Raw genomic sequence first — 23,760 nt, 5'->3', positions numbered from 1 at the left:
TTTTTATAATGTGACAAGTGCCGACACCGCGTGGTCTTCAAAGCATCAATAAATTTGTAATGAGTTTGGAAGCATGTCCATAAGCCATGAAGTATTATCCCATGATAAGCTGGTAAATACTTTTGCAGTCACTTCCTCGCCAGCGAACTTCGTTATTATTACAAATTCTTCCAAACCACCAAACGCAGACTTTTCAGTGTGGGACGGCACTTCGCTGATGAAGCGGTTTAACTCACAGGCTTTATCTTCGGTTGTTCTAAGAGGGAGCCATCCGCCTTGTGCATATCTGGTGAAAAAGTAAGAAGCTGAATCGCCCTTCTCTATTATCAAATACTTGCCAATAAATGTTTCCTCTCCAGACATGTGCAGTTCCACTATATAGGCGGAATCATAAGGAATGGAGTCTCCTACAGAATCACTCCTACGCATCGAATCGATGTAGCTTTCCCTTAACAAAACAGACTGCTCGTTTAAAGAATTTGTATTGGATTGGTTGAGAGAGTTCTCAATATAGCTTATCATAAAGCTTTCCCCATATGAGGCAGTGAAGGAATCCAAAGCTGCATCAGTAACAGTATTCCACTTTTTTAACCCCTCTTCGGTGAAGAACTCATTCTTCACCAAGGCATGCTCTTCTTTTGGCTGACAGCTAACAAGGAGCGTGGCATAAAGTACTACAAAATAATTTATTAGCTTCATACTTCTATTCAACCAATGCCGTCCTTCAATTTGTATACTCAATATGTGCTAACGGACTGGGCTTTGCCATGGCGAAGCTATGGTAAAGGTGTGGTTAGCATAAGAATTTATAATCCATCAGAGTAGTCAGGATTAACGCAAGTGACACCCTCCGCATTATTCACCTTTACAAATTTACCAGCTATAAGGTCTACAGTCCACAAGTCATAAATTTCCGTAAGTTCAGCCTGCCGCTGGTCTTTAAAATGTATCACATAAAATTGCTCGCCGTCAGCCCCTTTTACTTCACAGGTTGTCCAGTTATATTCTTTTTTAGGATAGTTTGACTGTATGTTGATTTCATCTATGACTTCAAACACAGCTTTGTCCCCATTTCTCCTAACAAACCTTTCAAGCAGAATCTTACCTTCTCCGTTTCTACATTCCTTTTGTGATTTAGCGAGTTGGGAAACAGCGTACTGACTCTCGCTTTGTTCAGAATCTATCAAAGTGCCAGCGCAACTAAACCACCCCATGTTTTCTACTTCAACAGTAGTTTTACCTATCAAGCTGCTACTCTTATTTTGTGTAGACTTGATTTCTGTCGTTGTCTGAGCGAAGCGGGCAGATTGAGCGTCTGACTTATCAACTGCTGCTTGACTAATACTATTAGTTTCTGTCTTAACGTCAGCATTGCATGCGCTCAATGCAACAGCAATAAGAATAGCTTGAAAGATTGTTTTCATATTTATAGTTCATTTTAATGCTAACGGACCGCGTGTATGGCAATTCCGCAGCGAAGCAAGGGGTTTGTTATACACGGTGTTGGGCAATGTAATTTTATTCTATATCCTTATAATCTATAAAATCCCAGGGAATTTCTCTTCTAAATATTTCAATACATTCTTCCATCAATTCTAACGAAATACTTTCCTTATATAAAGTAACTGTTCTTTTCCTTTTGGTGTCGTCACGAAAAATTTCAACCACAAGTTCATTGTCCCTGTAGATTTCTACACCGATTCCATCCCTCTCATTAACATCACTTGCAACTTCTACTCTGTCCTTTGGAAGCATAGTATTCTTTTTTGATATGTTGCCCAACGTGCTGGTATAGCAGAGGCGTGGCGTTAGCAAGCCTTGCTGCTATACCAGCACGTTGGGCTATCGTGATTTTTTCAAATACTCTTCAATTGCTTTATTAAGCTCTTCTTCAGAGAAGTCAGGAGTACTTGTCAGTGCTTCAGCCTTTTTACATCTCTGATTTAAAAAGTTAAGCAGTTCTGTGCTCTCCTTTGTAATGCTGAGATTCTTTGGATAACTGCTTCTCCAAAATTTAAATAAGTCGGTTGTCTTCAGCTTTCTTCCATGCGTTTAAATAAGTCCACATGCTTTAGCTAATTCTATACTTTCGGTTAATTCCTGATAAGTTATGATGGAGTGGTTCACATAGTCTATATAGCCAATGAGATTTGCTAAAGCTACTCCTTCTTCTCCCTTTTCAGAATGATAAACAGATTGTATAAGTAAACAGTCGAAGTTACTGAAATTCATTTTTTCATAATTACTCATGCAGCCCAACGGCTTGTATAGAAGGCGAACGAGGCGTAGCCGAAGTATGACTTATATGCCTTGTTGGCGTTTCGTTGTTTTTATTTTTTCTGCTCGTCCCACATTTCTTGAATCCCGTCCCACCATTCAGTAGCCCATTGCTTCAGGTGGTCAAGTGTCAGAGGTTCACCATTACTATTGAAGATGCGGTAGTCCGTTGCTGTTAAAGTTAAATCACCACCAGCAATTCCTTGCGAACTGTTGCAATGAAGCACATAAGTATCTGGTTGAATACAGGTATAGCTTTGAATTTCAAGCCCCAGCTTCTCCATTGTCTGTGGGTCGCTTGTTGTTCTTTTCTCTGTTTCTCGAAGTGCAACAGGCTTCAGTTTGTTGGCTTCATCGTCTTTGAACAGAAAGTATTCACACAGTAAATCACTACACCCCAACAGCTCTATTTTTATCTGGTATTCCAAAATGGCAGGATTCCATACTTGCCCCCAAGGAATCACAAACTCCAAGGTCAAAGCTTCACCGTCTTTGTTCACGCTCTTTATCTCAAAGTCGTGAAACATTAAAAACAGTTCTTCTATCTCTTGTTGTTTATTCATGATTCCAATGCACGCCAACGGTGCTGGTACATGAGGTGAGCGAGGCGCAGCCGATGCTTTGCTCATGTACCGTGTTGACAAAAGTTTTGCTTGTGATTACTCTTTTGGTATTTGATTGACTACAGAAGCAACGGAAACATTACTGTTTCAATGGCTAAACTTCTTTTAGAAGCTATACCCTGCCGAGACACCAAAATTCTGTGCTAAGAAACCTGTACTACTAATTACAGGAGTCCAGTTGAGCCTAAACATAAAGCCATTGCTCAACGGCTGAAAGCGATACCCTAAATTCAAATAGCCGTTTGTCCCCCAACCAATCTCATTAACAATTTTGGGTTTTGTGGGGCTGTAAATATCAGTCTCCGCATAATGAGGTGTAAGTCCAATACCAGCTTCGAATGAGCTTCTATTTTCGCCTACCAAGTAGTTTAATCCTACTGGAAAGGCTATAACACCTGTGGCTTCATTCCCTGCGTCAGCATTCGCTGTCCCTGTAGAGATTCCACCAACACCTAAACGGAAGCCAAGTCCACTCTGCACCCCCTTTTTAAAGCGCATGTCGTAGTTAACAGATGCGTGTAAGCCTTGACCATAGGCTTCAACAAAGATTGCCTTTTTATGGCTGTCAGCTGATTCTGTCTGAGCTTTCACTTGAAAAGATAAGACTACAAGAAGTACTGCGAAGATTCGTGTTTTCATAAATTATAATTTTTGTCAACGGTCTCTGCTATAAGGTGGCGTAGCTAACTTATAGATTTTGTTGTACACAGCCTTCTATTTTTATTTGCTCAAAGTGGATGTTTTTAACCTTTTCGCTTTCTAAAACTTCCTTTAAATCTTCTCTCACTACTATCCAAGGTCTCGCAAATCTTACAATCTTATTACCAGACTTAACTCTGTTTGATAGACCGCTGCACTCCCAAGTTTTCAAGATGATTGAGTTAGAGTTTAACACTAAGTCTTCGTATTTATATTTGAAAATCAAAGCTTTTACTGTAGTTGGATTGCCTATTGATACATCATTGTAAAACCCATTCCGCATACAAACTGGACATTGGTTTTCGATAACATATCCAGTTGAAGTCTTCTTGAATTTTGGCAGATTTAATCTGGTGTAAAGGTGGTAAAAATCCAGAGGCTGATTCTTTTTGTCATATACTTGCTTTAATCCAAGGTTTGGCAGCATTTCATCTATCCTCTCTTTTAAATTCTTAGATATTAGGCAATCACCGTTAACAGTTTCAAAGAAGTCCTTTTTAGTTTTGGCTATTCCTCTTACTTTTAAGTTGCTCTTCAATTCAGCACCAGTTCCGCAAGCATCACAGGCATTGTCAAAAATATAGTCCGTCCCACATTGTTCACCACTTTCGCCTGATGCACTCCCGCAGTATGTTATGATATAATATTTCTTCATTAATTAAGGTTGTGTANATCCCGAACGTTATGCCAAGTATAGCTCCTGAAATTAGCTTAACATTTCCATAAGTAAGCCACTCCCTGTCCTTGTCTTTAAAGTATGTAAGTTTAGCAAGAAGTAAAATGATGCCAGTCAGCAGGAAAACAATTCCAATCAGGAAGTTGAACCAGTCCATTCTTATTTTCTATTTTCCTTACTATTGATAACAACCTGGAATTCCTTAACTACATTCTCTACATACTTTTCAATTGCTTCTTGTGTCTTATCGTTATCTGTGATGTAATCAAGAATCATTTCGTATGCCATCGATGACCTTGGCATTGAGAAAACCAGCCTTTCAGTTGCTGAAAGTGTTCTGCCGAGCTTTTCTTCCAAGGCTTTTAGAATGGCAGCAGTAAAGTTTTTATCTAACTCGTCCAAGGGCTTTTCTATAATTTCTTTTACCACCAACGGTTGGGCTAAGCGACGGCGGAGGCCGTCGGCCGAGGTTGGCGTTTAGCTGGTGTTGTGGTGTCGTTATTCTTCTATAGGTTTGCTTAAATCAATTAAATGGTCGGGAAAACTTATCGCATAGGATTTTCCATTTAGGAACATTCTGTAGTGCCCTATGATGGTATCCATCTTTTTGAAATAGGATGTCCGTTCACTTTCATAATTTTCCCAGAACTTCCTGCGTTTTTTCTTGCACACGAAATTTAAGGCTCCACAATCGAAATGTATCAAGGGCACGCCATAGAAATACTCGTAAATGGGTATAGTCCCCAAGTTAAGCACTGAATCTTTAGGAAAGTTGATGATGCTTATTTGGTTGTAACCTAAAAGATAGATTTTGAGTGTGTCATTAATTTGCTGCTCATTGGCAGTTATCTCAAACCGTCCTTCAGGTGAGGTCTGGAACTTTAAAGGAAAATCAAAGCCTACATATACTCCGCCAACAGGTGCCAAATACTGACCAAGGACAATTCTTCCTTTTATCTTGTACTCTTGAGCAACCCCACTGATAGTGGACAGGAAGAACAGACCAATTGCCAAAAGTATTTTCATCATATTATAATTTTAATGCACCACAACGGACTGGGCTTTGCGGTGGCACAGCTACCGTAAAGGTGTTGTTGTAGCTCGTTGTTTTATTATTTTAATTGCTTTATAGGCTAAGTAGCACACCACCAAAATATTGATGAAATTCCAAACATGGATACCTGACACTACGGCTTTATCGAAACCTGACATACTTTTCCAACTCCAATATTCACCTTTCCTTTCATCATAGAAATCATCATAGCTCATCAATAGCAGCCCGAGGAAGATATATACAGCTAAATCAATCAGGATTATTCCGACTCCGATAATGGAGTTTTTAGCTGTCAGTACTTTCTTCATCACTTCAATTAATTCAGCCAGTTTGACTTTCTGACATCGGATTCTTTTGGTTTTCTGGTATGCCTTATCATTTCTCTTTCACAAGCTCTGAACTCTTCAAAGTTCCTTTGCGCTTGAACTAACGATACTCTGTTTGCACCACCTTCATACTCAGGTTCAGAAAATTGAATCGGGTCATCTTCCCAAAAGCAAATCGGGCAGATAATGTATTGCAATCTTTCTTCCCCTTCAAAGGTATCATAGCCGCAGCAAGGGCAGTATTCATCCAACTCGATTTTCATTATTATCTATGCGCTACAACTATGGTATAAACGGAAGTCTATTCCGTTTATCTGCACTATGTGCGGAAGTCCAACCGCCTGCTTTTTAATCAGTTTTGCAGATTCAGCGGCTATTTTATGTGCTTCCGACATAATATCTTCCTAAATCAATATAGTAAATCTTCTGGAATACACATCCTCTTTCGCTTTATTTTAGCCCCAATACACGAAATACTTACTGTTGAATTGTCGCCTTTTCAGTAAAGTATTCTTTTTACCTCCTGCTCATAACCCTGCACCTCCATTCCATGAGCAAACCAACGACAAAAACCCACCAGTGACAGTAGATTCAGAACAACTTCAGTCCAAATTTACCAGTACAGGCTATCCGTAAGTATCCGAATATATCCGAATACTTACGACTACAGACCATTTAAAGCAACATCTACAGCACCTGCACTGGTAGCCAGTAAGGGTATGAGAAGATGCATCAGACTTAACTCAGGCAGAATGAGTGCAAAAGAGCAGTGAATAGCAGATGATGTAGAATCACAGCTTAGTAGCCACAACTTTTTAATATTAAAGATAGTATATATTGCCCTCTCAACTTAAACCTAAGTATGCAGCAATACCTCCACCTCATCTTCCTGTTGATACTACCATACCTGAACCAGCAACCCCAAACCGAACTATTAAATGGTCAGCGAAAGAGTTAGCAGCCGCAAACACAGGAAAAGATGCAGACTATCTCAATGATGTGGAGAAAGAGACTCTTCTGTACCTGAACCTGGCTCGGCTATACCCGAAGAAGTTTTCTAAACTGGAGGTGGTTAAACATAGAGCGCACCTGGACCGCTCCCCCTATAAGCAATCACTGATAAAGGAAATGAACTCTCTGCAACCTGTGGAGGCTCTTATTCCAGACAAAACATTAACAGAGGCTGCAAAGTGCTTTGCCAAAGAATCAGGTATGTCAGGTAAGACAGGACACCAACGGGATAGATGTCAGAAGGTGTATCATGCTGAATGCTGCTCTTATGGGTTGGACAATGGAAAGGATATAGTGCTACAGCTATTGATAGACCATGGAGTGCCATCATTGGGTCACAGGAGAATTTACCTGAACCCTAAGTATTCAATGGCTGGACTCGGATTTTACCTGCACACCAAATGGGATAATTGTTTAGTGCTGGATTTGATATAATGAAATTTACCATCTCCGCTTGTGGAGTAGTATTAGGCAGAAGAATGTCAACGGTAGCCAACTAAGCACTGATAGCCTTCTCAGATGAAGAGCGATTTATATCACCCTGTTACACCACCAGACTAAGTGAGATTCAGACTGTTTATGTTTAGTGATTGGTTATAGTCAAAGTTTTACCAATAAAGTTGTTCCTTTTTCAGAACAATTGCACTTCATTATTGGGTAGTTTTAAAGCTTGGACCTAAACCTTACTTTCCTTCTTAGAATGTAACCAACTAAATAAAGTACCATTTCTAATTTACGTTTGTTTTTAGCGTTGTGGTGTTGTTAAACAGCAGAATTTGAATTAACTTAAACTTGTATCAAAAGAAAGATTTGTTACGAATTTTGTTACAAACCAACATAAACTACTGATTATCATGATGTTTTACTTTCTGCATCGGCAAATAAATTTTAAGAAATATAATGGGAATGCGCTCTTTAGAAATGTTTAGTAGTACAAATCAAAATGTATGCCCTTTTTTATGGTTTGAACTTCTTCGACTTCCTCCATTCTAACAGATGATCAATTTTTATCCGAAGGCAGGTAAGAATTTTATCTTCAGTGCTAAGATTCAAACTCCGTAAAATCCGCTTTTATGGATTATTTTTCATCCAAAGATATATGCCGTTAGTCCACCCAAAGCCATCCTGATTTGGATATTCTCCTCCTCCGGCGGGCAAATCAATATCTACAACATTATATTTTTCCATCATCTTGCCAGTTTCTTTGAACACTTTATCATTAAGGGCTATCCATCTCTTCTTCAATTCTTCTGCTGTATCAAAAAAATTATAGTTGCGAAGTCCCTCATAGGTTAGATATTGCATAGGAGCCCAACCGTTAGGAAAATCCCACTGTTGCCCACTCTTGTGGAGAGAAGAAACTACGCCCCCCTTCTTTAAAAAACTGCTGACGATATGTTCGTGAACATGATGAGCTTGTTCATTAGTGGCAATCTTGAAGAATAGCGGAAATATTCCTGCCAGCGACATTACTGTCGTGGATTTATTCAAGACTAAATCATAATCCATGAAAAACTTCTTATCATCATTCCAAAAATGTTTCAGCATTGCTTTTTTTCGTTTCTCTGCCTTTTGAAGGAAATAGGTAGAAGGAGCTGAAAATGAACTTTGATTATAAGCTTCAGATAATGTTAGTTCAAGTTCGTATAGAAGGCAGTTCAGATCTACAGGTATGATATCGGTCGTATAAATGGTTTCCATATGAACGACATCTCTGAACCATCGGCAAGTAAAGTCCCAGCCAGATTCACAGGCTGCCCTTATATGTCTGTAAAATGTGCCAGGCTCCACACCAAATGGGGCGGAGTAATGAGCCATTTCAACATCTTCATGATATGATTCAGGACGAGGGGCAGGAAGGTCATCCCAGTAACGATTTAAAATACTGCCGTCTGGTAGTATGGCTACTCTACGAAAAGAAGTTTCCCTATCTGAGAGGCGAAAGTACCCATCCATCCAGTAATTATATTCTTTTTGCATATGCGGAAGATATTTGGCAAAGACTTCCGGTCCGTCTATTTCAGCAAGAAGACGTATCATCAAAGCGAAAAAAGGAGGCTGTGAGCGGGTAAGATAATAACTGCGGTTTGCATTTGGAATATGGCCATAAACATCAATAAAATAGGCGAAATTATGGACCATTTCTCTTATCTGTTCATACTTTCCTTCCGATTGTAAACCTAACATCGTAAAGTAGCTGTCCCAGTAATATAGTTCTCTAAATCGACCTCCAGGAACAACATATGATTTTGGAACAGGCAACATGGAGCAATTCGATTCTGCCCCCCGAGTTAACAATGGCCAAAGCAGATGGATATGCTCCGTAGCCGGTAACAACTGGTTACTTGTATAATCAGTTGTTATAGGCGCTGGAATATGAAAATATGCTGAAACAAAATCATAAAGTTTAAAATCCTCCTTATGCTTTTCAATTTCATATAAACTTAGAATTTCTTCCGGAGATCGCCTGGGGTAACAGTCTGCAAAAGTTTTTGAATCAGGAAAAACATGATGCATCTGAACATCGTGGAATAGCGGTCCAAATAACTGGTCAGGTGGTAAAATGGCTGGAACTACACTGTAAATCTGAGGGGGTTCTATAGGTCTCATTTCTCTTTATGTTTTACATCTTTCACGCATTATTGGCTTTTAGGTTAAAATTTATTTAAAGCTTTTAGCGTTGTGAGTTCCTCCCCATAGGAAATGGTGAAATATTGCAAGGGTGCTTTTTTACTTGCCTGCGCCTCGCGTTTTCCGTTTTTCCAGTACATTAAAATATTTCTATATCGCCTCACCGGACTTAGCAGCAAATTCACTACCTTACCCCTACGTTTAAACACCGAGTATATTACATGGCCAAGAACACTACCCCTGCCGCCAAACCCAAGGAGGAATAACTTTCTGTTTTTCAATTCATTTAATCATAGCACCACATTCTGCACCGGCAAATAAAATTTACAAGCCGCGGAAACTAAAAGCAAACAACAGCAACATAATCCATTACTTATATAGATATAGCCTTGCCACAAATTGCCATTATTTGTCAGTTATTCCCAACTTTGTGACCCAGCTGTTACTTGAATTTCAAATAACAACTGGGTCACAAAAAACCGCACGACCTACCCTTCCAACAGCAAGAAGTTTGCTTTTTTAGTAGGTGACACCTCTAATTTCCTCCTGCTGGTTTGTGCCACATACGCCTCTTTCCCGAACTTTCTCAGTATTCGATAATGAGACAGGAGAGCAGACGAGAAAGTCGGGCTTTCGATATAGGGCAGGTTGAACTCTTCAGCTGTATGCTTTACGATTACAGCAATAGCTGGATAATGGATATGGCAGACCTTGGGGAACAGGTGGTGTTCAATTTGCCTGTTCAGTCCCCCAAGAAAAAATTCCGTTATAGCACTCTTGGGAGCAAAATTAGCCGTAGTCCTCATCTGGTGCTCAGCCCATGCCTCCTCCACATTTCCTTCTTCATTGGGCACAGGAAAATCAGTACCCTCTACCACATGGGCCAATTGGAAAACCAGTCCCATCACCAGGCCTTCAGCCAAATGCATCACAAGAAAACCTATACCGGCCTGCCACCAGGTTAGGTCAAGCACCAGCATGGGCACTCCTATAAAAAGGAAGTAGTGCAGGACTTTGTAAAAAAACAGGTTAAAATATTCCCGCTTTGGGTGCTGTGTGCTGTGTTGGCCAATCCTCTCCTGAAAGAACTTCACATAGTCCTTGCGCAGTACCCAGGAAAGAGAGGCAAGACCGTACAGGCAGAAGGCGTACAAATGCTGATAGCGCTGAATTTTGTTTACCTTTTCACTTTCGTCCAGTCGGATCAGGCCCGGCGCCACCTCAATATCCTCATCATGCCCAGGTATGTTGGTATACGTATGATGCACAATGTTGTGGGAGATATTCCACAGGTAGGGATTGGCGCCTATCAGATAAAATAAATAACTAAGACCTTTGTTTATTCCGCTCTTCCCCGAGAAAGAGCCGTGAATGGCATCGTGGCAAATATTAAAACCAATAAAGGCTGCGAATGCGCCAAGTGCTACGGTCATCCCAAGCATCGCCCAAGTACCGAACAAGCCAGAAAGTATAAGCAGGTAAAGGGAAAAGAAGCCTGCTACAAAAAATATAGCTTTGGCCCACATAGACCTGGTGGCGTTCCTAGAGACTCCTTTTTCTTTCAAATGGGCCTCTACTCTTCTCCGGGTGGTAGCAAAAAATGTTGACTGGTTTGTATTGATGAATTTTACTTTCTGTGACATGAAGATTTGATGGACTGAGGTTAATGATTGATGGATTACTTTTTGAATTCGTAATTCCAGGGCCTCAGTCACTGCAACAACAAATCAGAAAGGGGTACTACAGAGGTTCTTTTCAGAGCTGGATATGGAGAAGATTCCTTCTTTCCAAGACAGCCGGCTCACACAACGCCGTTAAGATATCTCTTAAGGCCCCTTCTACTGTTGTGTAATTGCTAAAAGCATGCCACGATTATCCGCTGACATGATTGGCTACCCCAAGAGTTAAACCAACAATAGGTAAAAGGAAAGTCTCAGAATATACTAAGCACACCCTGCTGCCTCATTGATTCCACGTTATACGGGACAGCGCTTCAGATGGCCTCACATTTTTCAACAAGGTGCCTTTGATTAAACTTAAAGGCTTTCAACGGTTTCAAAACCAAACACATAAGTTTATGCGGGCATGCCGGCACAAGTAAAAACAGCGGGAGCTGGACGCTAAGCCGGGAAGGGTAATAGATGGGAAATCACAACAATTTTCCCCGCCCGAAGTTAATAGTTTCGTACTTTATGCTTTTAGATGATTGTTCGGAGAAACTTGAGCTGGAGGGCTATCCTCCACTATACATGGAAAAGCCTGCTTTACTACCTGCTGCTGGCAACCGTTGTTTACCTTGCCCACGACCATTATCAGGTGGTGTACCTGAGCATGCCATTCAACACCGTTACGGCCCTGAGCACGGCGCTGGCCATCTTTCTTGGCTTTAAGAGCAACAGTGCCTATGAAAGGTGGTGGGAAGGCCGCAAGATCTGGGGGCTGCTGGTTAACTACAGCCGCGCCTGGACACGCCAGGTAATCACGATGATAATCCCTGAGGTAGAAGCGGATACCCCTGCCGTAAAAGAACTGCAGCGGCGCATGGTGTACCGGCACATTGCTTTTGTGCATGCGCTGCGCGTGTTCCTGCGGATAAAGCACGCCTACAATGAAACGGCCCAGGAAGAAATATATGAGGAAACCAACAGGTACACCGACATACAGGCTTTTCTACCGGAAGATGAGTTTGAGGCTTTCCACCACAAAAACAACCCGCCTAACTTCCTGCTTGAGCTGCAGGGCGAGGATTTACGGCAGGCCTTCAAGAGAGGCTGGGTCTCAGATTACCGGTTTGTAAAACTGGAGGACACGCTGGTGGAGTTCAACAACATCCAGGGCATGAGCGAGCGAATCAAAAACACGCCTTTCCCACGCCAGTACAGCTTTTTCTCCAGGGTTTTTGTGTTTATACATGCCACGCTGCTGCCCTTCGCTTTTGTGAGCGAGTTGGGCTTCGCCACCATTCCTGTCTCCGTTGTCATTTCCTTTGTGTTTTTGGCGCTGGATTTGGTGGGTGAGCGAAACGAGGACCCTTTCGAGAACAAGCTGGAGGATGTGCCACTCACCGCCCTCAGCCTCACCATCGAAACCAACATCAAAGAGCAGTGGGGCGACAAAGACTTTCCTGCCAAGCAGACGGCGCAGGAGGGTATTGTTTTGTAACACTCCTGTTCAGGCCGTCAAAGAGAAGCAAAAGGCGCAGACCAGAAGAATAGCCGCCCAGCTGGATGCGCATCAAAAGCAGCGGCCCCACCTTCTCTTACACCGGTATGTGTGCCTCGTCCTGATATAGGCACACGAAACCGGTTAAAATGTAAGCAAGAGCATGAAACTGTCGTAGGGTTGCGCCGGTCTCTATTGCTGCCCTATGAGATAGACCTTGAAGGTGGTGCCTTTGCCCAACGTGCTCTCTACCTCAATCTTTCCCCCTGCATCCTCCACCATTCTTTTCACGATGAACAAGCCCAGTCCTGTACCCTCCACATCTTTTCTGAGCCTGGTGTAACGCTCAAATATCGCCTCCTTCTTGTCTTCCTCAATCCCTAGCCCGTTGTCAATAACTGAGAGCAGGACGTAATCACCTGATGTCTCCGTTTTAATGCGTATCGCTGGCGCTCTGTCTGGTGATTTGAACTTGATGGCGTTGCTCAGCAGGTTGTAGATGATGCTCCTGACGTTCTTCCGGGGCAGGTTTATCTCAGTTTCAATTATTTCGCATTTTACCTGCGCCCCGGTTTCATATAGCCTGTCTTTAAGCGCAAGCTGGGCATCTTCTATCACATTTTCGAAGTTCACCCGCTCCGCCGCCCTGGCGAAGTCGGTGTTGCTCCCTTCTATTTCTGCCAGTTCCAAGACCGTTTTGCGGAGGTTGCCTACAGACCCGCTCAGCATGTCCATGATGAACTTTGTGTCGGCTTCCTCTCCACAAATACCCTTTAATATATGAATCAACCCTTCGATGTTGGAGAGGGGACCTTTGATATCGTGTGAGATAGAGAATATAATGTTCTCATATCTCTTGTTCAGCTTCTCATACCCCCGTAATACTTCGATGCGGTCGTTGATGTCTATGAAGGTGATGATGACACCATTGGTTCTGTTCTCTTTCCTGATAATGTAGGGCAGGATATTCATCTGGTACCATCTCCTGTCGGTCGTCTGAACTTCCTTCTCTATGTCATTGTTGCTGACAATCACTTCTTCGATATTCTCGATGATAGTCGGGAAACGGATGTTGCTTGACACCTCGTCCATGTGCCTACCGATGTCATCCGGGGAAAGCTTAAAGTGTCTCATGGCAGGAGGGGTGAACTTGCGGAGTATCATGTCGGCATCAACAAAAAGCTGCGGTATGATAGTGTTGCTGAAATAGTTCTCCAACTCATCGTTCAACTCTATAAGCTTTTTGTGTGCTTCTGTCTTTTTATGTGGTTGCCCCATGCTTAAAGGTACAGAGAATAAGTGAGGAAAGCTGTTTTACTAATTTTGGTTCAATAAGCGATCGTTTCCTTTTCACTTCCGGATGAAACGCAGAAGCGGGCAACTCCAGGGCATTTTCAGGCAAGAAACTCAGTAAAGAAATCATGTAACCCAGGGCATTAGAGAACGAGTTTCTTTACCAAAAACTGCACTTGTAGAAGACGACAAAGCTGCCATTTTTTGTTCTACCATGTACCAAAAAACGAGGGTGAATGTTACACAAGGGTGACTTTGAGCTTACTCCCACGCATGCCTTTCAAAACCGTTACGGTCCTGAGCAAGGCGATGCTATTTTTCAGCAACGTTGCCTATGAAAGGTGGTGGGAAGGCCGCAAGATCTGGGGGCTGCTGGTTAACTACAACTGCGCCTGGACACGCCAGGTAATCACGATGATAATCCCTGGGCTAGAAGCGGATGCAGTAGGGAGACAAAGATTTTGCTGCCACGCAGACGACGCAGGAGGGCATTGTTTGGCAAAACTCCTGTGTTCTGGCCGCATCTTCGGGTTAGAATGCCGGGTGCCGGAGCTTAATCTGGGAGAGTAAGGTAGTGTTCCTCCTGGTTAAACAGAAAAGCACTGTTCCTGACTGCCTCCACGTCCGCGCATAGGTTGTAGTGAAGGTGACGGATAACATACGAACTGGTACTAAGTTCATGAAGGTGCGAGCATAGGCCATCAAGCCTTTGCAGATAGTCTTCATCTCTTTCAGCCTCCGGCAGCGCTATGTCCAGATAGATTTCAAGGGCCGACAGTTGCGGGAAGGTAGATATATGTTTGGCAAGGGTAGACTGAAGCCTCCTGATGATAAGATGATATTTTGATTTTATGCCTAGGTTGTCAGGCGTGTGTACTGCATTGAGCGTCATGATAGTAGTAGTATCAACCCAAGGCGAACGAATATAAGCTACGATATGAGCTTGCCTGGAATCATTTGAAAACATGCCTTGCCCGTTATACATATTGATCTAGCTTTGGACACCACATGTTACAATAAGCACAAACATTTAGATTAAATAGTTCATAACCAACCATTAAAGCAGCAGGAACTGCATCATAAAAACACTACTTCTGCGGCTTGTCCTAAAAGATACCTGCTCATCCGATGCCTCTTTCGGGTGAACGGGGCGCCTTGCTTATACCTGAGCCAGTCTTGCACCCTCCCTTATACCCTTAGCAGTGATGGTATAGGTACAGGGAATAACCCCGCTAAGCATACCGATGTGGCCGCTTTCAACCAACTCATCTAACAAAAATTGCAAATGGTTCTCGCTGGGCGTCATACCGAGATATCCCTCTTTAGCAAAATCATAAATAGTGAGCGTTTCATGTTTTATCAATGTATTCAGAACGATAGTTCGGTTAAGGCTAATCATGGCATTCATTTTTAGATGGTGAATAAAACTCTGTAAACTAATGTGCGAATAAGCTGCATTGTGATTAGCATGTCCCGCTGCTTATATGCTAATCAAGCTCCTTTTCCAGAGGATGCTCCAGGATGGTACAGTAATAGAGGCGTTTCACATACCCCTCACCGCCAGCCTGAGGCTGGGGTTGACTTGGAGGCACACGATGGCCCCTTCAGGATATTTATTTTCTATGGTTAAAGGAGGTAAAAGTGTGGGTTAGTTACTGCCTGGCTTCTCTGTTGCCCTGGCTACTTTTCTGGCCTGTTTGTCAGCCTGTGCTCGGTTCCGCTGCGCCTTTGCTTCCATCCTGGCGGCGCGCTTCGCATGCTTGGCCGTATAGGCAGCCTCCTTGTCGTTGCGTCTGGCTTTTTTTGCATGTAACCTGGCAGCTCTTGCGTCAGCTTTTGTGTCATTTCTTAGGTTGATAGCCTCCTTCAAGCGTTGCTGATCCGCTTTGTCCTTTGCCTCCTGCAGCTCCGTGCTGGCTTGCGTCGTCTGGGCAAAAGCATTGGTGGAGGCGAAAGCTAACATTACGCTCAGCGTCATCACTAAAAGTGTCTTGATATTCATGGTGGCAGGAAAAGGTATATTCTATTATCCTACTTAGGTATACGGATGGGGTAGCAATTCGACTGCAAATTACTGTTTATTAAATATTTAAATAAAATAAAGGAGACTGTGCTATTTTATCATTTTCGCACCGGATCCAAGTATTGCAATGCAGAGGAGAGAACATAGGCAGTATTAAACCGAAGCCATGTGCCATGCAAACCAGTGCGCATTCTTGCCGTTTGAGCGCGTTGGCCAGCTAGGCCTGTGATTCTTCCAGCTTTTGCTCTTCTTCCTTTGTCGTAGAGCGCAACTGACCAGTGAGAGATGCCAGTAAAGCAGCAAGTTGGTTTGGCTCCATATAGCAGGCCTTTGGTGAAACAGGAAGGAGAAAAACGACAACGGCAATATAGGCTGAAGGCCTGTTCTTCGATAGAAAAGGTAAGAAACGGTGGAGCCGTAAACAATACTGAAATTTCAGTATTGTTTACGGCTCCACTTATGTTCAGCAGCACCTTTCTGTTCGACCTCCCTGCCACTCTTTTCTGGGTTTCCGGTTCCCGCAAAGGAGTGGTTGAGAAAGCCCACCCCTCCAGCGGCATCCCCTCTTAACTTACAAAAACAGAAACTAGCAGAATAAACGCAAAAGCCGTTACAGAAATAATGGTTTCCATCACCGTCCAGGACTGCAGGGTTTCTTTTTCGGTAAGTCCCAAGTACTTTTTCACGAGCCAGAACCCACTGTCGTTTACGTGCGACAGGATGGTGGCGCCTGCCGCTACAGCCAGGGTAATAAGCGCTTTCATCGGGTCTGAGAGTTCCAGCTGCACCATGATAGGCGCCATCATGCCCGCCGAAGTAATCATGGCCACCGTAGCCGATCCCTGTATAACACGAATGATAACTGCCAGCACATAAGCCATAAAGAGGGGTGCCACGTTATAGGCGATGAATATTTGTGCCAACGCTTCCCCTGCCCCACTCTGTATGAGTATCTCTTTGTACATACCGCCGGCTCCTGTAATCAGGATAATCAATCCGGCAGGTGCCAGGGCTTTGTCGGAAAACTCCAGCAGCTGCTTCGCGTTATGCCCCTTCCTAATTCCCAGGAAATAGGCAGCCACCAGCGTGGCAATGGTCAGTGCGGCAAAAGGATGGCCTAAGAACTGGAACAGGCTTACCCAGTAATTGTCGCCTGGCAGCTCTCCCATTCCCACGAGCATGTCGAAGGAAGTGGCAATGAGGATGAGAAAAAGCGGCAGGACGATGATGAACAGCACGAGCCAGAAGTCGGAGCGGCTTGCCGCAACCTGCTCGTTTGCATACTGCACAAACTCCGGCGGGCCAACCTTGATTTTCCTGCTGATGTACTTTCCAAAAACGGGACCGGCCAGGATAGCGGCAGGCAAGCCCACTACCACGCCCAAGGCTATCACCCAACCCAGCGGGGCGTTCAGTATTTCTGCGACGGCTACAGGGCCTGGGGTGGGTGGAATAAAGGAATGCGTAACGGCCATGCCAGCCAGCAGCGGAATAGCAAAAGCCAGAAGCGACTGGCCCGATCGTTTGGCCAAGGCATACACAATGGGAACAAGAATTATAAAACCAACATCCAGAAACACCGGAATAGAAACCACAAAACCAGTGAGCATGAGGCCCCAGGTGGTTTTGCTGTCGCCGAAGGCCTTCATGATATGGTGCGCCAGGATTTCAGCACCGCCGGAAACCTCCAGCAGCTTGCCCAATATGGCACCTAAGCCGACCACAATCGCGATAAAGCCTAAGATACCACCCATTCCCGCCTGTAGCGTCTTTATCAACTCCATAAAGGGCATGCCGGCAGCCAGCCCTACAAAGGCACTGGCTAAGAGCAGTGCAATAAAGGCATGGATCTTCAGGCGCATGACCAGCACCAGCAGCAGCAGAATAGAAAGTACGGTAATAATTAAGAGGTAGGTTACGTCGCTCATCCTATTACCATTCAGCTATACTACCATCGGGATGCCTCCACAACGGGTTTCTCCAGTTGTGGCCAATTGCTGCCATTTTCCGGACATGCGCCTCGTTTACTTCTATGCCCAGGCCAGGGCCATCCGGAATCTTTACATAGCCTTCCTGGTAGGCAAAAACAGTCTGGTCCTGGAGGTAGTCGAGCAGGTCGCTGCCCTGGTTATAATGGATGCCCAGGCTTTGTTCCTGTATAAAGGCGTTGTGGCAGGTGGCATCCACCTGCAGGCAGGCTGCCAGCGCAATGGGTCCTAAAGGACAGTGCGGGGCTACGGCCACATCAAAGGCCTCTGCCATGGAAAAGATTTTTTTGCATTCTGTGATGCCGCCAGCATGAGACAAATCGGGCTGAATGATATCGGCGTATCCCTCCTTCAGCAAAGTTTTGAACTGCCATTTCGAAAACATCCTTTCCCCGGTGGCAATCGGGATGGAAACATGATTGGCTATCTCCCGCAGTGCTTCGTTGTTCTCCGGCAAAACCGGTTCCTCAATAAACATGGGACGGTACGGCTCCAGTGCCTTCGCCAGAATTTTGGCCATCGGCTTGTGTACCCGGCCGTGGAAATCGATTCCTATTCCTACGGCTGGCCCCACCGCTTCCCTAACGGCTGCAATGCGGGCAACGGCGAAATCTACTTTATCATAGGTATCCACGTACTGCAGTTCTTCCGTGGCATTCATCTTAACAGCGGTAAATCCCTTGGCCACCATTTCTTTTGCTGCGCTCCCTACGTCTGCCGGGCGGTCTCCTCCTATCCAGGAATAGACCTTCATCGTTTCCCGTGCCTTTCCCCCGAGCAACTGATACACCGGAGCATTAAAATACTTTCCTTTGATGTCCCACAGCGCCTGGTCGATGCCGGCAATGGCGCTCATCAGAATCGGACCGCCGCGGTAAAAGCCGGCCCGGTACATCACGTTCCAGTGGTCCTCGATGTGCATCGGGTCTTTTCCTACCAGGTACTCCATCAGCTCGTCTACTGCCGTTTTCACGGTGGCTGCCTTTCCTTCAATCACTGGCTCGCCCCAGCCTGTTATCCCTTCATCTGTCTCTATTTTTAAAAACAACCAGCGTGGTGGCACCTGGAATAATTCATAGCTTTTAATTTTCATCCGGTAGCTTTATTTCATGTTAATATTTCGAATAAGAAGGAGGCAGGAGTAAAGATTTTGAACATGAGCTTCATTAGTAACCAGCGCAACGCGTTCTGCCTAACCTTCCGAAGCAAGTGCTCATCCAGCGGCACACACAGCCTTTTGCATTGCATCATACTGTGCTCTCAGGCAGAGTAGCTTCGTTTTCCCACTCAGCGCTGTGTATATTTCCTGCCAGGGGTAGGGGCGCTTCACCCAAAAACTGGGAAAGCTTTTCCTTGAGCTCAAATAAATTCTCTTCAGTATACATCATCCATTAATTACTGTTTATGGTTAAACAGTTCAGATTTAGAATACACAAATTGGCTAATGGTTTTAAGAGCTTTACTACTATTCCTGCTTCAACTGTTCTGTTGCTTGAACTCATTGTATTTAGCAACAAAGCCTGAAAGGTGGCTGCTTAGTTCTTGCCATTGTTCCTTTTCTATCAGTTGTTTTGGAATCAGTTGGCTACCCATGCCCAAGCCTTTGGCGCCGGCTTTTAAGTATTCTAAAAAATTTTCCTGGTTGATGCCGCCGGTGGGCAGTAGTTTAATTTGGTTTAATGGCGCCAGCACTTCTTTGATATAGCCTGGACCTAGCTGACTTGCCGGAAACACTTTCACTAAGCTGGCACCTAAGTCCCAGGCACGGTAGATTTCTGTGGGCGTATAGGCTCCGGCAAATACCGGCACATCCCGCTGCACACATGTCCTGATGACTTCTTCCTGAAGTATAGGTGTCACGACAAACTGTGCCCCGGCCTGCAGTGCTTTGTCCAGGTCTTCCAGGGAGCAAACGGTGCCCGCACCGATATTTAACCGGCCTTCAAAGACCTTCACGAGCGAGGCGATAGCTTCTGTGGCACCAGATGAATTCATCGTGACTTCAATGGTGGTCAGTCCTGCCTCCTGATACACTTCGAAAAGCCTTTGCAAATGCTGGACTGGTACATTTCTTAATATACCTACTACCGGAATCCTGTGAAAGGCGTCCCATGAAAAAGTAGAACTCATAGCTGTTGATTATAATGCCTGTATATTTTTAACTGCCCTCTCACGACTGCCTCCTCTGCCCAATTTTCAGAAAAAGTACGGATTTGCTGCTTTAGTCCTAAAACTTCTAACGCCGTTTCATAACTGGTTTTCAGAGGAGCATCGCTGCACACAAATACCTGTTCCTCATCAGAGGGCTTTATGTTTTCTAATTCTGTGCCTATCAGCAGGCCGCTTAAGTAATGATAATTTTCCTTTTTAGAGTATTTCCCAAAGAGGTCGTTTGTTCTGACCCGGAAAACGCTGTGCAGCAGGTTAGCACCTTTGGCAGCCTTTACGCCGTCTTTAAAACTTTGCAGAGCTTTTGGCTCCCCTGAGTCTGCGTCTTTTTCTACGCCTGCTTTCAATATGCTTTGATTTGAGAGGAGCTCAAAGACCTCCCCTGTCATGTAGGTGCGGAAGTCTGTTACCTGCCTGCCTTTTACCAGGATATGCTTGGAGTGGGTACCCGGAAAAATATAAAGTCCATTGGATTCTTGGGTTGTACTGCCCGGAATACTGCCTATAAGCTGCGTCTCCTCCCCCCGCATCACGTCCACATCACTACGGATCCCGGAAATCAGCAGTACAGGGTGAGGGAAGTTTGTGCTTGCTTCATAATACGCTGCTCCGACACCTTCTCCATCTATACAAAAAGGCAGGTTACGGTAAGGCAGCTCCACCATGCCGATGGAAGAAGAAGCCATGCCTGAAACAACCAGCGGAACCCCTTCCAGGGAAACATGATGTTCCTGTTCTATTTGATGAATGTGTTCCTGAATATAGTGCAGGTAAAACAGCCTCCGCTCTTCCGGGTCATTTTTCTGTTGCGCAGTCAGGCTGCTGAAGGTGGCAGCTATCCCTTTGTCTGATTTTTTGAAGGCTACTACTTCTTCCGTTTCAGCCTTCACCAGCCTTAACCTAAAAGATGAAGTACCCCAATCACAACTCAGGAAATAGACCATGCCAAAATATTTTGTGAGACTAATATAACAAATACAGCGACAAATACACAATGAATACCCAATCCCATCAAGCCTACTCCCCAGCACATCAAACTGTACAGCTATAAAATGCCAGCACGAAGTGAAGGTGTTTCAGTCTTTCCTTCAGGGAAGGGGCGCTCGAAAAAGAGGAGCTTTAGGAAAAACGGTATAAGGATGAATGGTGTTTGTTTTATCGTTCATCCTGCCGGACTTTTACCTTAAAACACAGCAGGATGAGTGACGGCACTGGTTAATGTGTCCACCCTCTGTATTTAGGAAGGGTTAAACTGCACTACCACCTTCCCTACTGTTTTACCCCGCTGGAAAAGGGAAATCGCCTCATGCATCTCTTCTAAAGGATAAACATGGCCAATGTGCTGAGGCTTCAGTTGGAGTGCCTGTAGCCCACGGAGCATGTCGTGCATCATGTCTGTTTGCTCGTAGAGGTAAATGAGGTTGAACCCCATCAACGACTTGTTCTCGGTGGGTAAGCGCAAGGGGTCAATTTTAGGGCGTTGGATAAACTTCCAGAGTAGCCTGGGGTAATTTGGCTTAGAGCTATGACTGCTAAAGCTGGCATTTCCGTAAACCACCATGCGCCCCATAGGTGCCATTGCCTTCCAGCCTTTTTTTAATATTTCGCCGCCAATGCATTCCATGATCAGGCGTAGCGGGCGCTCCCCGAGTTCATTTTTCAGTTTATCGTAAAAGGCACTGTCCCGGAGAATAACAGCGTCATAGGCTTCTTCTTGTCGCAGGAAATCTACTTTATTTGCCTGCCCAACTGTGCCGATGGTGTAGGCACCGAACTTTTTACAGATGCGGTTTGCCAGGATGCCTACTCCCCCTGCCGCACTATGTATCAGCACAGTCATTCCTTTCTGCAGGTTACCCAATTCTGTAAGGGCATAATAGGCGGTGAGTCCCTGCACCAGGAAACCTGCTCCCTCTTCAAAGCTCCAGTCCTCCGGAAGCGGAATCACATAGCGGTGGTGGCTGTTGATGTGCGACACATAGCCGCCAAATTTGGTAGCCCCCATTACCCTGTCGCCCACCTTCCATTCTTCCACGGCTTCCCCTACAGCTATTATCTCACCGGAGAATTCCAGGCCAGGAATAAAAGATCCTTTCGGGGTGGCACTGTAGAGGCCCTGCATGGCAAAGATATCTGCAAAATTGAGTCCGACAGCCTTCACCTTTACGCATACTTCATCGGCTTTAGGTGGCTCCAGCACCTCTGTTTGCAGCTTCATGTCTTTGATAGAACCAGCTTTGGGCATTCGGTATACCAGGCGTTCGGGCATAAGCGTACTATAGTTAGTTTGTATCTATAGCACAACGGGCAGGGCCCCTTTAGGTTTAGGGCTTCGCTGCTATAGTGGACACTACATTGGCAGAGGGAAAGGTTAAGTGAAAAGATATTTGCTTAAATATTCGTTGCTGAATTTTCCGTGCGGGTCATACTGATGTATGAGTTGCCTGAAATCAGTCAGCTTACTGAAGCGGGATTGCAGCACAGAGGGAGCCATGGTGAATAACTTTCCCCAGTGCGGCACAGCATTGAAAGGTGCCAACGCTTCCTCAATTAATGGAAGCACATTTTTTACAGCTTCCCACTCCTGCTTCCAGGTAAAATGAAAGGCCATACAGGCTTTTTTGTAACAGGGGCTCATCCAGAGTTCATCTGCCGCAATAGTCCTGATTTCAGAAACGAACAGGTGTGGAGTTATTTTTTCATGCAGCTTCTCCAGCGCCACCATGGCTGCATAGGCATGTTCCAGCGGAACAAAATATTCAGACTGCAGCTCTTCTCCCGCACTGGGCATAAAACCCATTTTAAAATGGGGCAGTCTTTCATACCAGGCTCCGGTGGTTCCCAATTGCTCTGTTGCATGCTCGGCCGACAGCTCCGCCAGAGGATGCATTTTTTGTGTGGCAAGTTTGGCGCCATAAAAAGCAGGAGCTGCAACAGAAGCGTCCCCCTTTTCCATACTTTTTACCCAAACTTGGTCTATCGTTTGGTTTCTCCAGGTAGTAAAGAGGCTCACACTATAGCCACTTCCCATGACAGCCATAAAACCCTGCCCCAACTCCCCCATCGGCAGGTTTCGGTACACCACCTGTTTCATATTAAAAGTTGGCTGTAAATCGAGCGTCAGCTTCGTGAAGATTCCCAGCGCTCCCAGATTCACAACAGCGCCATTCAATAGCTCCCTATCCTTCTCTCTGGAAATAGAAACAACCTGACCGGCTGCATTCACCAGTTCCAAAGCGGACACAGCTGTAGCCAGGTTTCCATTGTTCAACCCTGAACCATGTGTAGCAGTAGCACAGGCACCGGCTATGGAGATATGCGGCAGGGACGCTAAATTGGGGATAGCATAACCATTATCGTGCAAATAAGGTGCAAGTTCTCCATACCGCATCCCACCCTCTACCGTGACTGTATGCGCGGCTGTGTCAAGGGAAAGGACCTTATTCATTGCACCAAGAGAAACCTGGCTAGCCGTATTGTCTGCAATTGTGTTGAAGGAGTGCCTTGAACCTAATCCTTTGATTTTACTGCTCTTCTGTACCACTTCCTGCACTTGTTCAACAGTTGCAGGATAATGCACTTTATCTGTACTGTAGGTGATGTTCCCTGCCCAGTTCTTATGATTCATACCTTTGACACTTGATTCCGGTTATACTACAGGCTGAAAAGCGTAAAGGTATGGCAACAGGAGAAAAAATGTGGCCTTTAACTACGTTCTTTTTCTGGCTGTGTTCTAGAATGTATGATGTTGGAATAAGTATGGCAGCAAGGGTGTTTATAGGAAGTTATGTGCGAGATAACTATCCAGGTAAACTGCCCCTACTGCCA

25 protein-coding genes are annotated in these 23,760 nt (G+C 44.6%); 3 read left to right on the top strand and 22 right to left on the bottom strand.

The features are described 5' to 3' along the window. Positions 1-45: 45 nt before the first annotated feature. The 10 genes from ACYVB1_RS08945 to ACYVB1_RS08900 form a co-directional block, all read right to left on the bottom strand. The gene (locus ACYVB1_RS08945; protein ID WP_460922984.1) at positions 46-699 is read right to left on the bottom strand and encodes a hypothetical protein; all 654 of its coding nucleotides are present in this window, start codon (positions 697-699) and stop codon (positions 46-48) included. Between the two features lie 107 nt (positions 700-806). Beyond that, positions 807-1,424, bottom strand: coding sequence for a hypothetical protein (locus ACYVB1_RS08940; RefSeq protein WP_460922982.1), 618 nt, complete (start codon positions 1,422-1,424; stop codon positions 807-809). Between the two features lie 94 nt (positions 1,425-1,518). Further along, positions 1,519-1,755: a hypothetical protein gene (locus ACYVB1_RS08935; RefSeq protein WP_460922980.1), complete on the bottom strand. Its 237-nt coding sequence runs from the start codon at positions 1,753-1,755 to the stop codon at positions 1,519-1,521. Positions 1,756-2,330: 575 nt separating this feature from the next. After that, positions 2,331-2,906, bottom strand: a complete 576-nt coding sequence (locus tag ACYVB1_RS08930; protein WP_460922978.1) for a hypothetical protein — start codon at positions 2,904-2,906, stop codon at positions 2,331-2,333. A gap of 99 nt (positions 2,907-3,005) precedes the next feature. Continuing rightward, positions 3,006-3,539: a hypothetical protein gene (locus tag ACYVB1_RS08925; protein ID WP_460922976.1), complete on the bottom strand. Its 534-nt coding sequence runs from the start codon at positions 3,537-3,539 to the stop codon at positions 3,006-3,008. A 49-nt stretch (positions 3,540-3,588) separates the two neighbouring features. Further along, positions 3,589-4,254, bottom strand: coding sequence for a hypothetical protein (locus ACYVB1_RS08920; protein WP_460922974.1), 666 nt, complete (start codon positions 4,252-4,254; stop codon positions 3,589-3,591). A gap of 180 nt (positions 4,255-4,434) precedes the next feature. After that, the gene (locus tag ACYVB1_RS08915; RefSeq protein WP_460922972.1) at positions 4,435-4,704 is read right to left on the bottom strand and encodes a hypothetical protein; all 270 of its coding nucleotides are present in this window, start codon (positions 4,702-4,704) and stop codon (positions 4,435-4,437) included. 69 nt (positions 4,705-4,773) lie between these two features. Continuing rightward, positions 4,774-5,304, bottom strand: coding sequence for a hypothetical protein (locus ACYVB1_RS08910; protein ID WP_460922970.1), 531 nt, complete (start codon positions 5,302-5,304; stop codon positions 4,774-4,776). Between the two features lie 48 nt (positions 5,305-5,352). Further along, positions 5,353-5,637 (bottom strand): hypothetical protein, encoded by a 285-nt coding sequence (locus ACYVB1_RS08905; protein WP_460922968.1) that lies wholly within the window; start codon positions 5,635-5,637, stop codon positions 5,353-5,355. A gap of 8 nt (positions 5,638-5,645) precedes the next feature. Next, on the bottom strand, positions 5,646-5,918 hold the full coding sequence (locus ACYVB1_RS08900) for a CPCC family cysteine-rich protein (RefSeq protein WP_460922966.1): 273 nt from the start codon (positions 5,916-5,918) through the stop codon (positions 5,646-5,648). Between the two features lie 736 nt (positions 5,919-6,654). On the opposite strand from ACYVB1_RS08900, the gene ACYVB1_RS08895 reads away from it, so the two are divergent. Continuing rightward, a complete protein-coding gene (locus ACYVB1_RS08895; protein WP_460922964.1) occupies positions 6,655-7,101 on the top strand; it encodes a CAP domain-containing protein in 447 nt (148 codons plus the stop codon). Between the two features lie 636 nt (positions 7,102-7,737). Here the strand turns inward: ACYVB1_RS08895 and treF are convergent. Next, on the bottom strand, positions 7,738-9,276 hold the full coding sequence (treF, locus tag ACYVB1_RS08890) for an alpha,alpha-trehalase TreF (RefSeq protein ID WP_460922962.1): 1,539 nt from the start codon (positions 9,274-9,276) through the stop codon (positions 7,738-7,740). 509 nt (positions 9,277-9,785) lie between these two features. Beyond that, positions 9,786-10,940 carry a fatty acid desaturase family protein gene (locus ACYVB1_RS08885; protein ID WP_460922960.1) on the bottom strand — a complete coding sequence of 385 codons (1,155 nt, stop codon included), beginning with the start codon at positions 10,938-10,940 and terminating at the stop codon, positions 9,786-9,788. Positions 10,941-11,517: 577 nt separating this feature from the next. Between ACYVB1_RS08885 and ACYVB1_RS08880 the strand changes: the two genes are divergently transcribed. Next, positions 11,518-12,459 carry a bestrophin family protein gene (locus ACYVB1_RS08880; RefSeq protein WP_460922958.1) on the top strand — a complete coding sequence of 314 codons (942 nt, stop codon included), beginning with the start codon at positions 11,518-11,520 and terminating at the stop codon, positions 12,457-12,459. 192 nt (positions 12,460-12,651) lie between these two features. Here ACYVB1_RS08880 and ACYVB1_RS08875 read toward each other — a convergent pair whose 3' ends face one another. Beyond that, on the bottom strand, positions 12,652-13,737 hold the full coding sequence (locus tag ACYVB1_RS08875) for a sensor histidine kinase (protein WP_460922956.1): 1,086 nt from the start codon (positions 13,735-13,737) through the stop codon (positions 12,652-12,654). Between the two features lie 270 nt (positions 13,738-14,007). Between ACYVB1_RS08875 and ACYVB1_RS08870 the strand changes: the two genes are divergently transcribed. Further along, the gene (locus tag ACYVB1_RS08870) at positions 14,008-14,322 is read left to right on the top strand and encodes a hypothetical protein (RefSeq protein ID WP_460922954.1); all 315 of its coding nucleotides are present in this window, start codon (positions 14,008-14,010) and stop codon (positions 14,320-14,322) included. Here ACYVB1_RS08870 and ACYVB1_RS08865 read toward each other — a convergent pair. From ACYVB1_RS08865 to ACYVB1_RS08825, 9 genes are all read right to left on the bottom strand, one after another. Then, positions 14,306-14,719 carry a hypothetical protein gene (locus ACYVB1_RS08865; protein WP_460922952.1) on the bottom strand — a complete coding sequence of 138 codons (414 nt, stop codon included), beginning with the start codon at positions 14,717-14,719 and terminating at the stop codon, positions 14,306-14,308. The genes ACYVB1_RS08870 and ACYVB1_RS08865 overlap by 17 nt on opposite strands. A gap of 192 nt (positions 14,720-14,911) precedes the next feature. Then, positions 14,912-15,160: a hypothetical protein gene (locus ACYVB1_RS08860; protein ID WP_460922950.1), complete on the bottom strand. Its 249-nt coding sequence runs from the start codon at positions 15,158-15,160 to the stop codon at positions 14,912-14,914. A gap of 240 nt (positions 15,161-15,400) precedes the next feature. Next, complete coding sequence (locus ACYVB1_RS08855; protein ID WP_460922948.1) at positions 15,401-15,754, bottom strand: hypothetical protein; 354 nt, start codon at positions 15,752-15,754, stop codon at positions 15,401-15,403. A 587-nt stretch (positions 15,755-16,341) separates the two neighbouring features. Beyond that, entirely contained in the window at positions 16,342-17,703 is a 1,362-nt protein-coding gene (locus tag ACYVB1_RS08850) for a GntP family permease (RefSeq protein WP_460922946.1), read from the bottom strand. 4 nt (positions 17,704-17,707) lie between these two features. Continuing rightward, complete coding sequence (gene dgoD / locus ACYVB1_RS08845; RefSeq protein ID WP_460922944.1) at positions 17,708-18,856, bottom strand: galactonate dehydratase; 1,149 nt, start codon at positions 18,854-18,856, stop codon at positions 17,708-17,710. Positions 18,857-19,239: 383 nt separating this feature from the next. Next, positions 19,240-19,893, bottom strand: coding sequence for a bifunctional 4-hydroxy-2-oxoglutarate aldolase/2-dehydro-3-deoxy-phosphogluconate aldolase (locus ACYVB1_RS08840; protein WP_460922942.1), 654 nt, complete (start codon positions 19,891-19,893; stop codon positions 19,240-19,242). Further along, a complete protein-coding gene (locus tag ACYVB1_RS08835) occupies positions 19,890-20,876 on the bottom strand; it encodes a 2-dehydro-3-deoxygalactonokinase (protein ID WP_460922940.1) in 987 nt (328 codons plus the stop codon). Before ACYVB1_RS08835 ends, ACYVB1_RS08840 begins: the two co-directional genes overlap by 4 nt. 293 nt (positions 20,877-21,169) lie before the next feature. Continuing rightward, positions 21,170-22,201 carry a synaptic vesicle VAT-1 family membrane protein gene (locus tag ACYVB1_RS08830; RefSeq protein WP_460922938.1) on the bottom strand — a complete coding sequence of 344 codons (1,032 nt, stop codon included), beginning with the start codon at positions 22,199-22,201 and terminating at the stop codon, positions 21,170-21,172. A 102-nt stretch (positions 22,202-22,303) separates the two neighbouring features. Beyond that, entirely contained in the window at positions 22,304-23,560 is a 1,257-nt protein-coding gene (locus ACYVB1_RS08825; RefSeq protein WP_460922936.1) for an FAD-binding protein, read from the bottom strand. Positions 23,561-23,760 lie beyond the last annotated feature (200 nt).

This window comes from Pontibacter brevis (assembly GCF_054779655.1).
Note: the sequence above shows the minus strand (reverse complement) of the source record. Positions and strands in the feature narration are given on the sequence as shown.

Coding starts and splice junctions, on each gene's coding strand:
- ACYVB1_RS08945 (WP_460922984.1), bottom strand. CDS start 699: ATGAAGCTAATAAATTATTTTGTAGTACTTTATGCCACGCTCCTTGTT.
- ACYVB1_RS08940 (WP_460922982.1), bottom strand. CDS start 1,424: ATGAAAACAATCTTTCAAGCTATTCTTATTGCTGTTGCATTGAGCGCA.
- ACYVB1_RS08935 (WP_460922980.1), bottom strand. CDS start 1,755: ATGCTTCCAAAGGACAGAGTAGAAGTTGCAAGTGATGTTAATGAGAGG.
- ACYVB1_RS08930 (WP_460922978.1), bottom strand. CDS start 2,906: ATGAGCAAAGCATCGGCTGCGCCTCGCTCACCTCATGTACCAGCACCG.
- ACYVB1_RS08925 (WP_460922976.1), bottom strand. CDS start 3,539: ATGAAAACACGAATCTTCGCAGTACTTCTTGTAGTCTTATCTTTTCAA.
- ACYVB1_RS08920 (WP_460922974.1), bottom strand. CDS start 4,254: ATGAAGAAATATTATATCATAACATACTGCGGGAGTGCATCAGGCGAA.
- ACYVB1_RS08910 (WP_460922970.1), bottom strand. CDS start 5,304: ATGATGAAAATACTTTTGGCAATTGGTCTGTTCTTCCTGTCCACTATC.
- ACYVB1_RS08905 (WP_460922968.1), bottom strand. CDS start 5,637: ATGAAGAAAGTACTGACAGCTAAAAACTCCATTATCGGAGTCGGAATA.
- ACYVB1_RS08900 (WP_460922966.1), bottom strand. CDS start 5,918: ATGAAAATCGAGTTGGATGAATACTGCCCTTGCTGCGGCTATGATACC.
- treF (WP_460922962.1), bottom strand. CDS start 9,276: ATGAGACCTATAGAACCCCCTCAGATTTACAGTGTAGTTCCAGCCATT.
- ACYVB1_RS08885 (WP_460922960.1), bottom strand. CDS start 10,940: ATGTCACAGAAAGTAAAATTCATCAATACAAACCAGTCAACATTTTTT.
- ACYVB1_RS08875 (WP_460922956.1), bottom strand. CDS start 13,737: ATGGGGCAACCACATAAAAAGACAGAAGCACACAAAAAGCTTATAGAG.
- ACYVB1_RS08865 (WP_460922952.1), bottom strand. CDS start 14,719: ATGTTTTCAAATGATTCCAGGCAAGCTCATATCGTAGCTTATATTCGT.
- ACYVB1_RS08860 (WP_460922950.1), bottom strand. CDS start 15,160: ATGAATGCCATGATTAGCCTTAACCGAACTATCGTTCTGAATACATTG.
- ACYVB1_RS08855 (WP_460922948.1), bottom strand. CDS start 15,754: ATGAATATCAAGACACTTTTAGTGATGACGCTGAGCGTAATGTTAGCT.
- ACYVB1_RS08850 (WP_460922946.1), bottom strand. CDS start 17,703: ATGAGCGACGTAACCTACCTCTTAATTATTACCGTACTTTCTATTCTG.
- dgoD (WP_460922944.1), bottom strand. CDS start 18,856: ATGAAAATTAAAAGCTATGAATTATTCCAGGTGCCACCACGCTGGTTG.
- ACYVB1_RS08840 (WP_460922942.1), bottom strand. CDS start 19,893: ATGAGTTCTACTTTTTCATGGGACGCCTTTCACAGGATTCCGGTAGTA.
- ACYVB1_RS08835 (WP_460922940.1), bottom strand. CDS start 20,876: ATGGTCTATTTCCTGAGTTGTGATTGGGGTACTTCATCTTTTAGGTTA.
- ACYVB1_RS08830 (WP_460922938.1), bottom strand. CDS start 22,201: ATGCCCGAACGCCTGGTATACCGAATGCCCAAAGCTGGTTCTATCAAA.
- ACYVB1_RS08825 (WP_460922936.1), bottom strand. CDS start 23,560: ATGAATCATAAGAACTGGGCAGGGAACATCACCTACAGTACAGATAAA.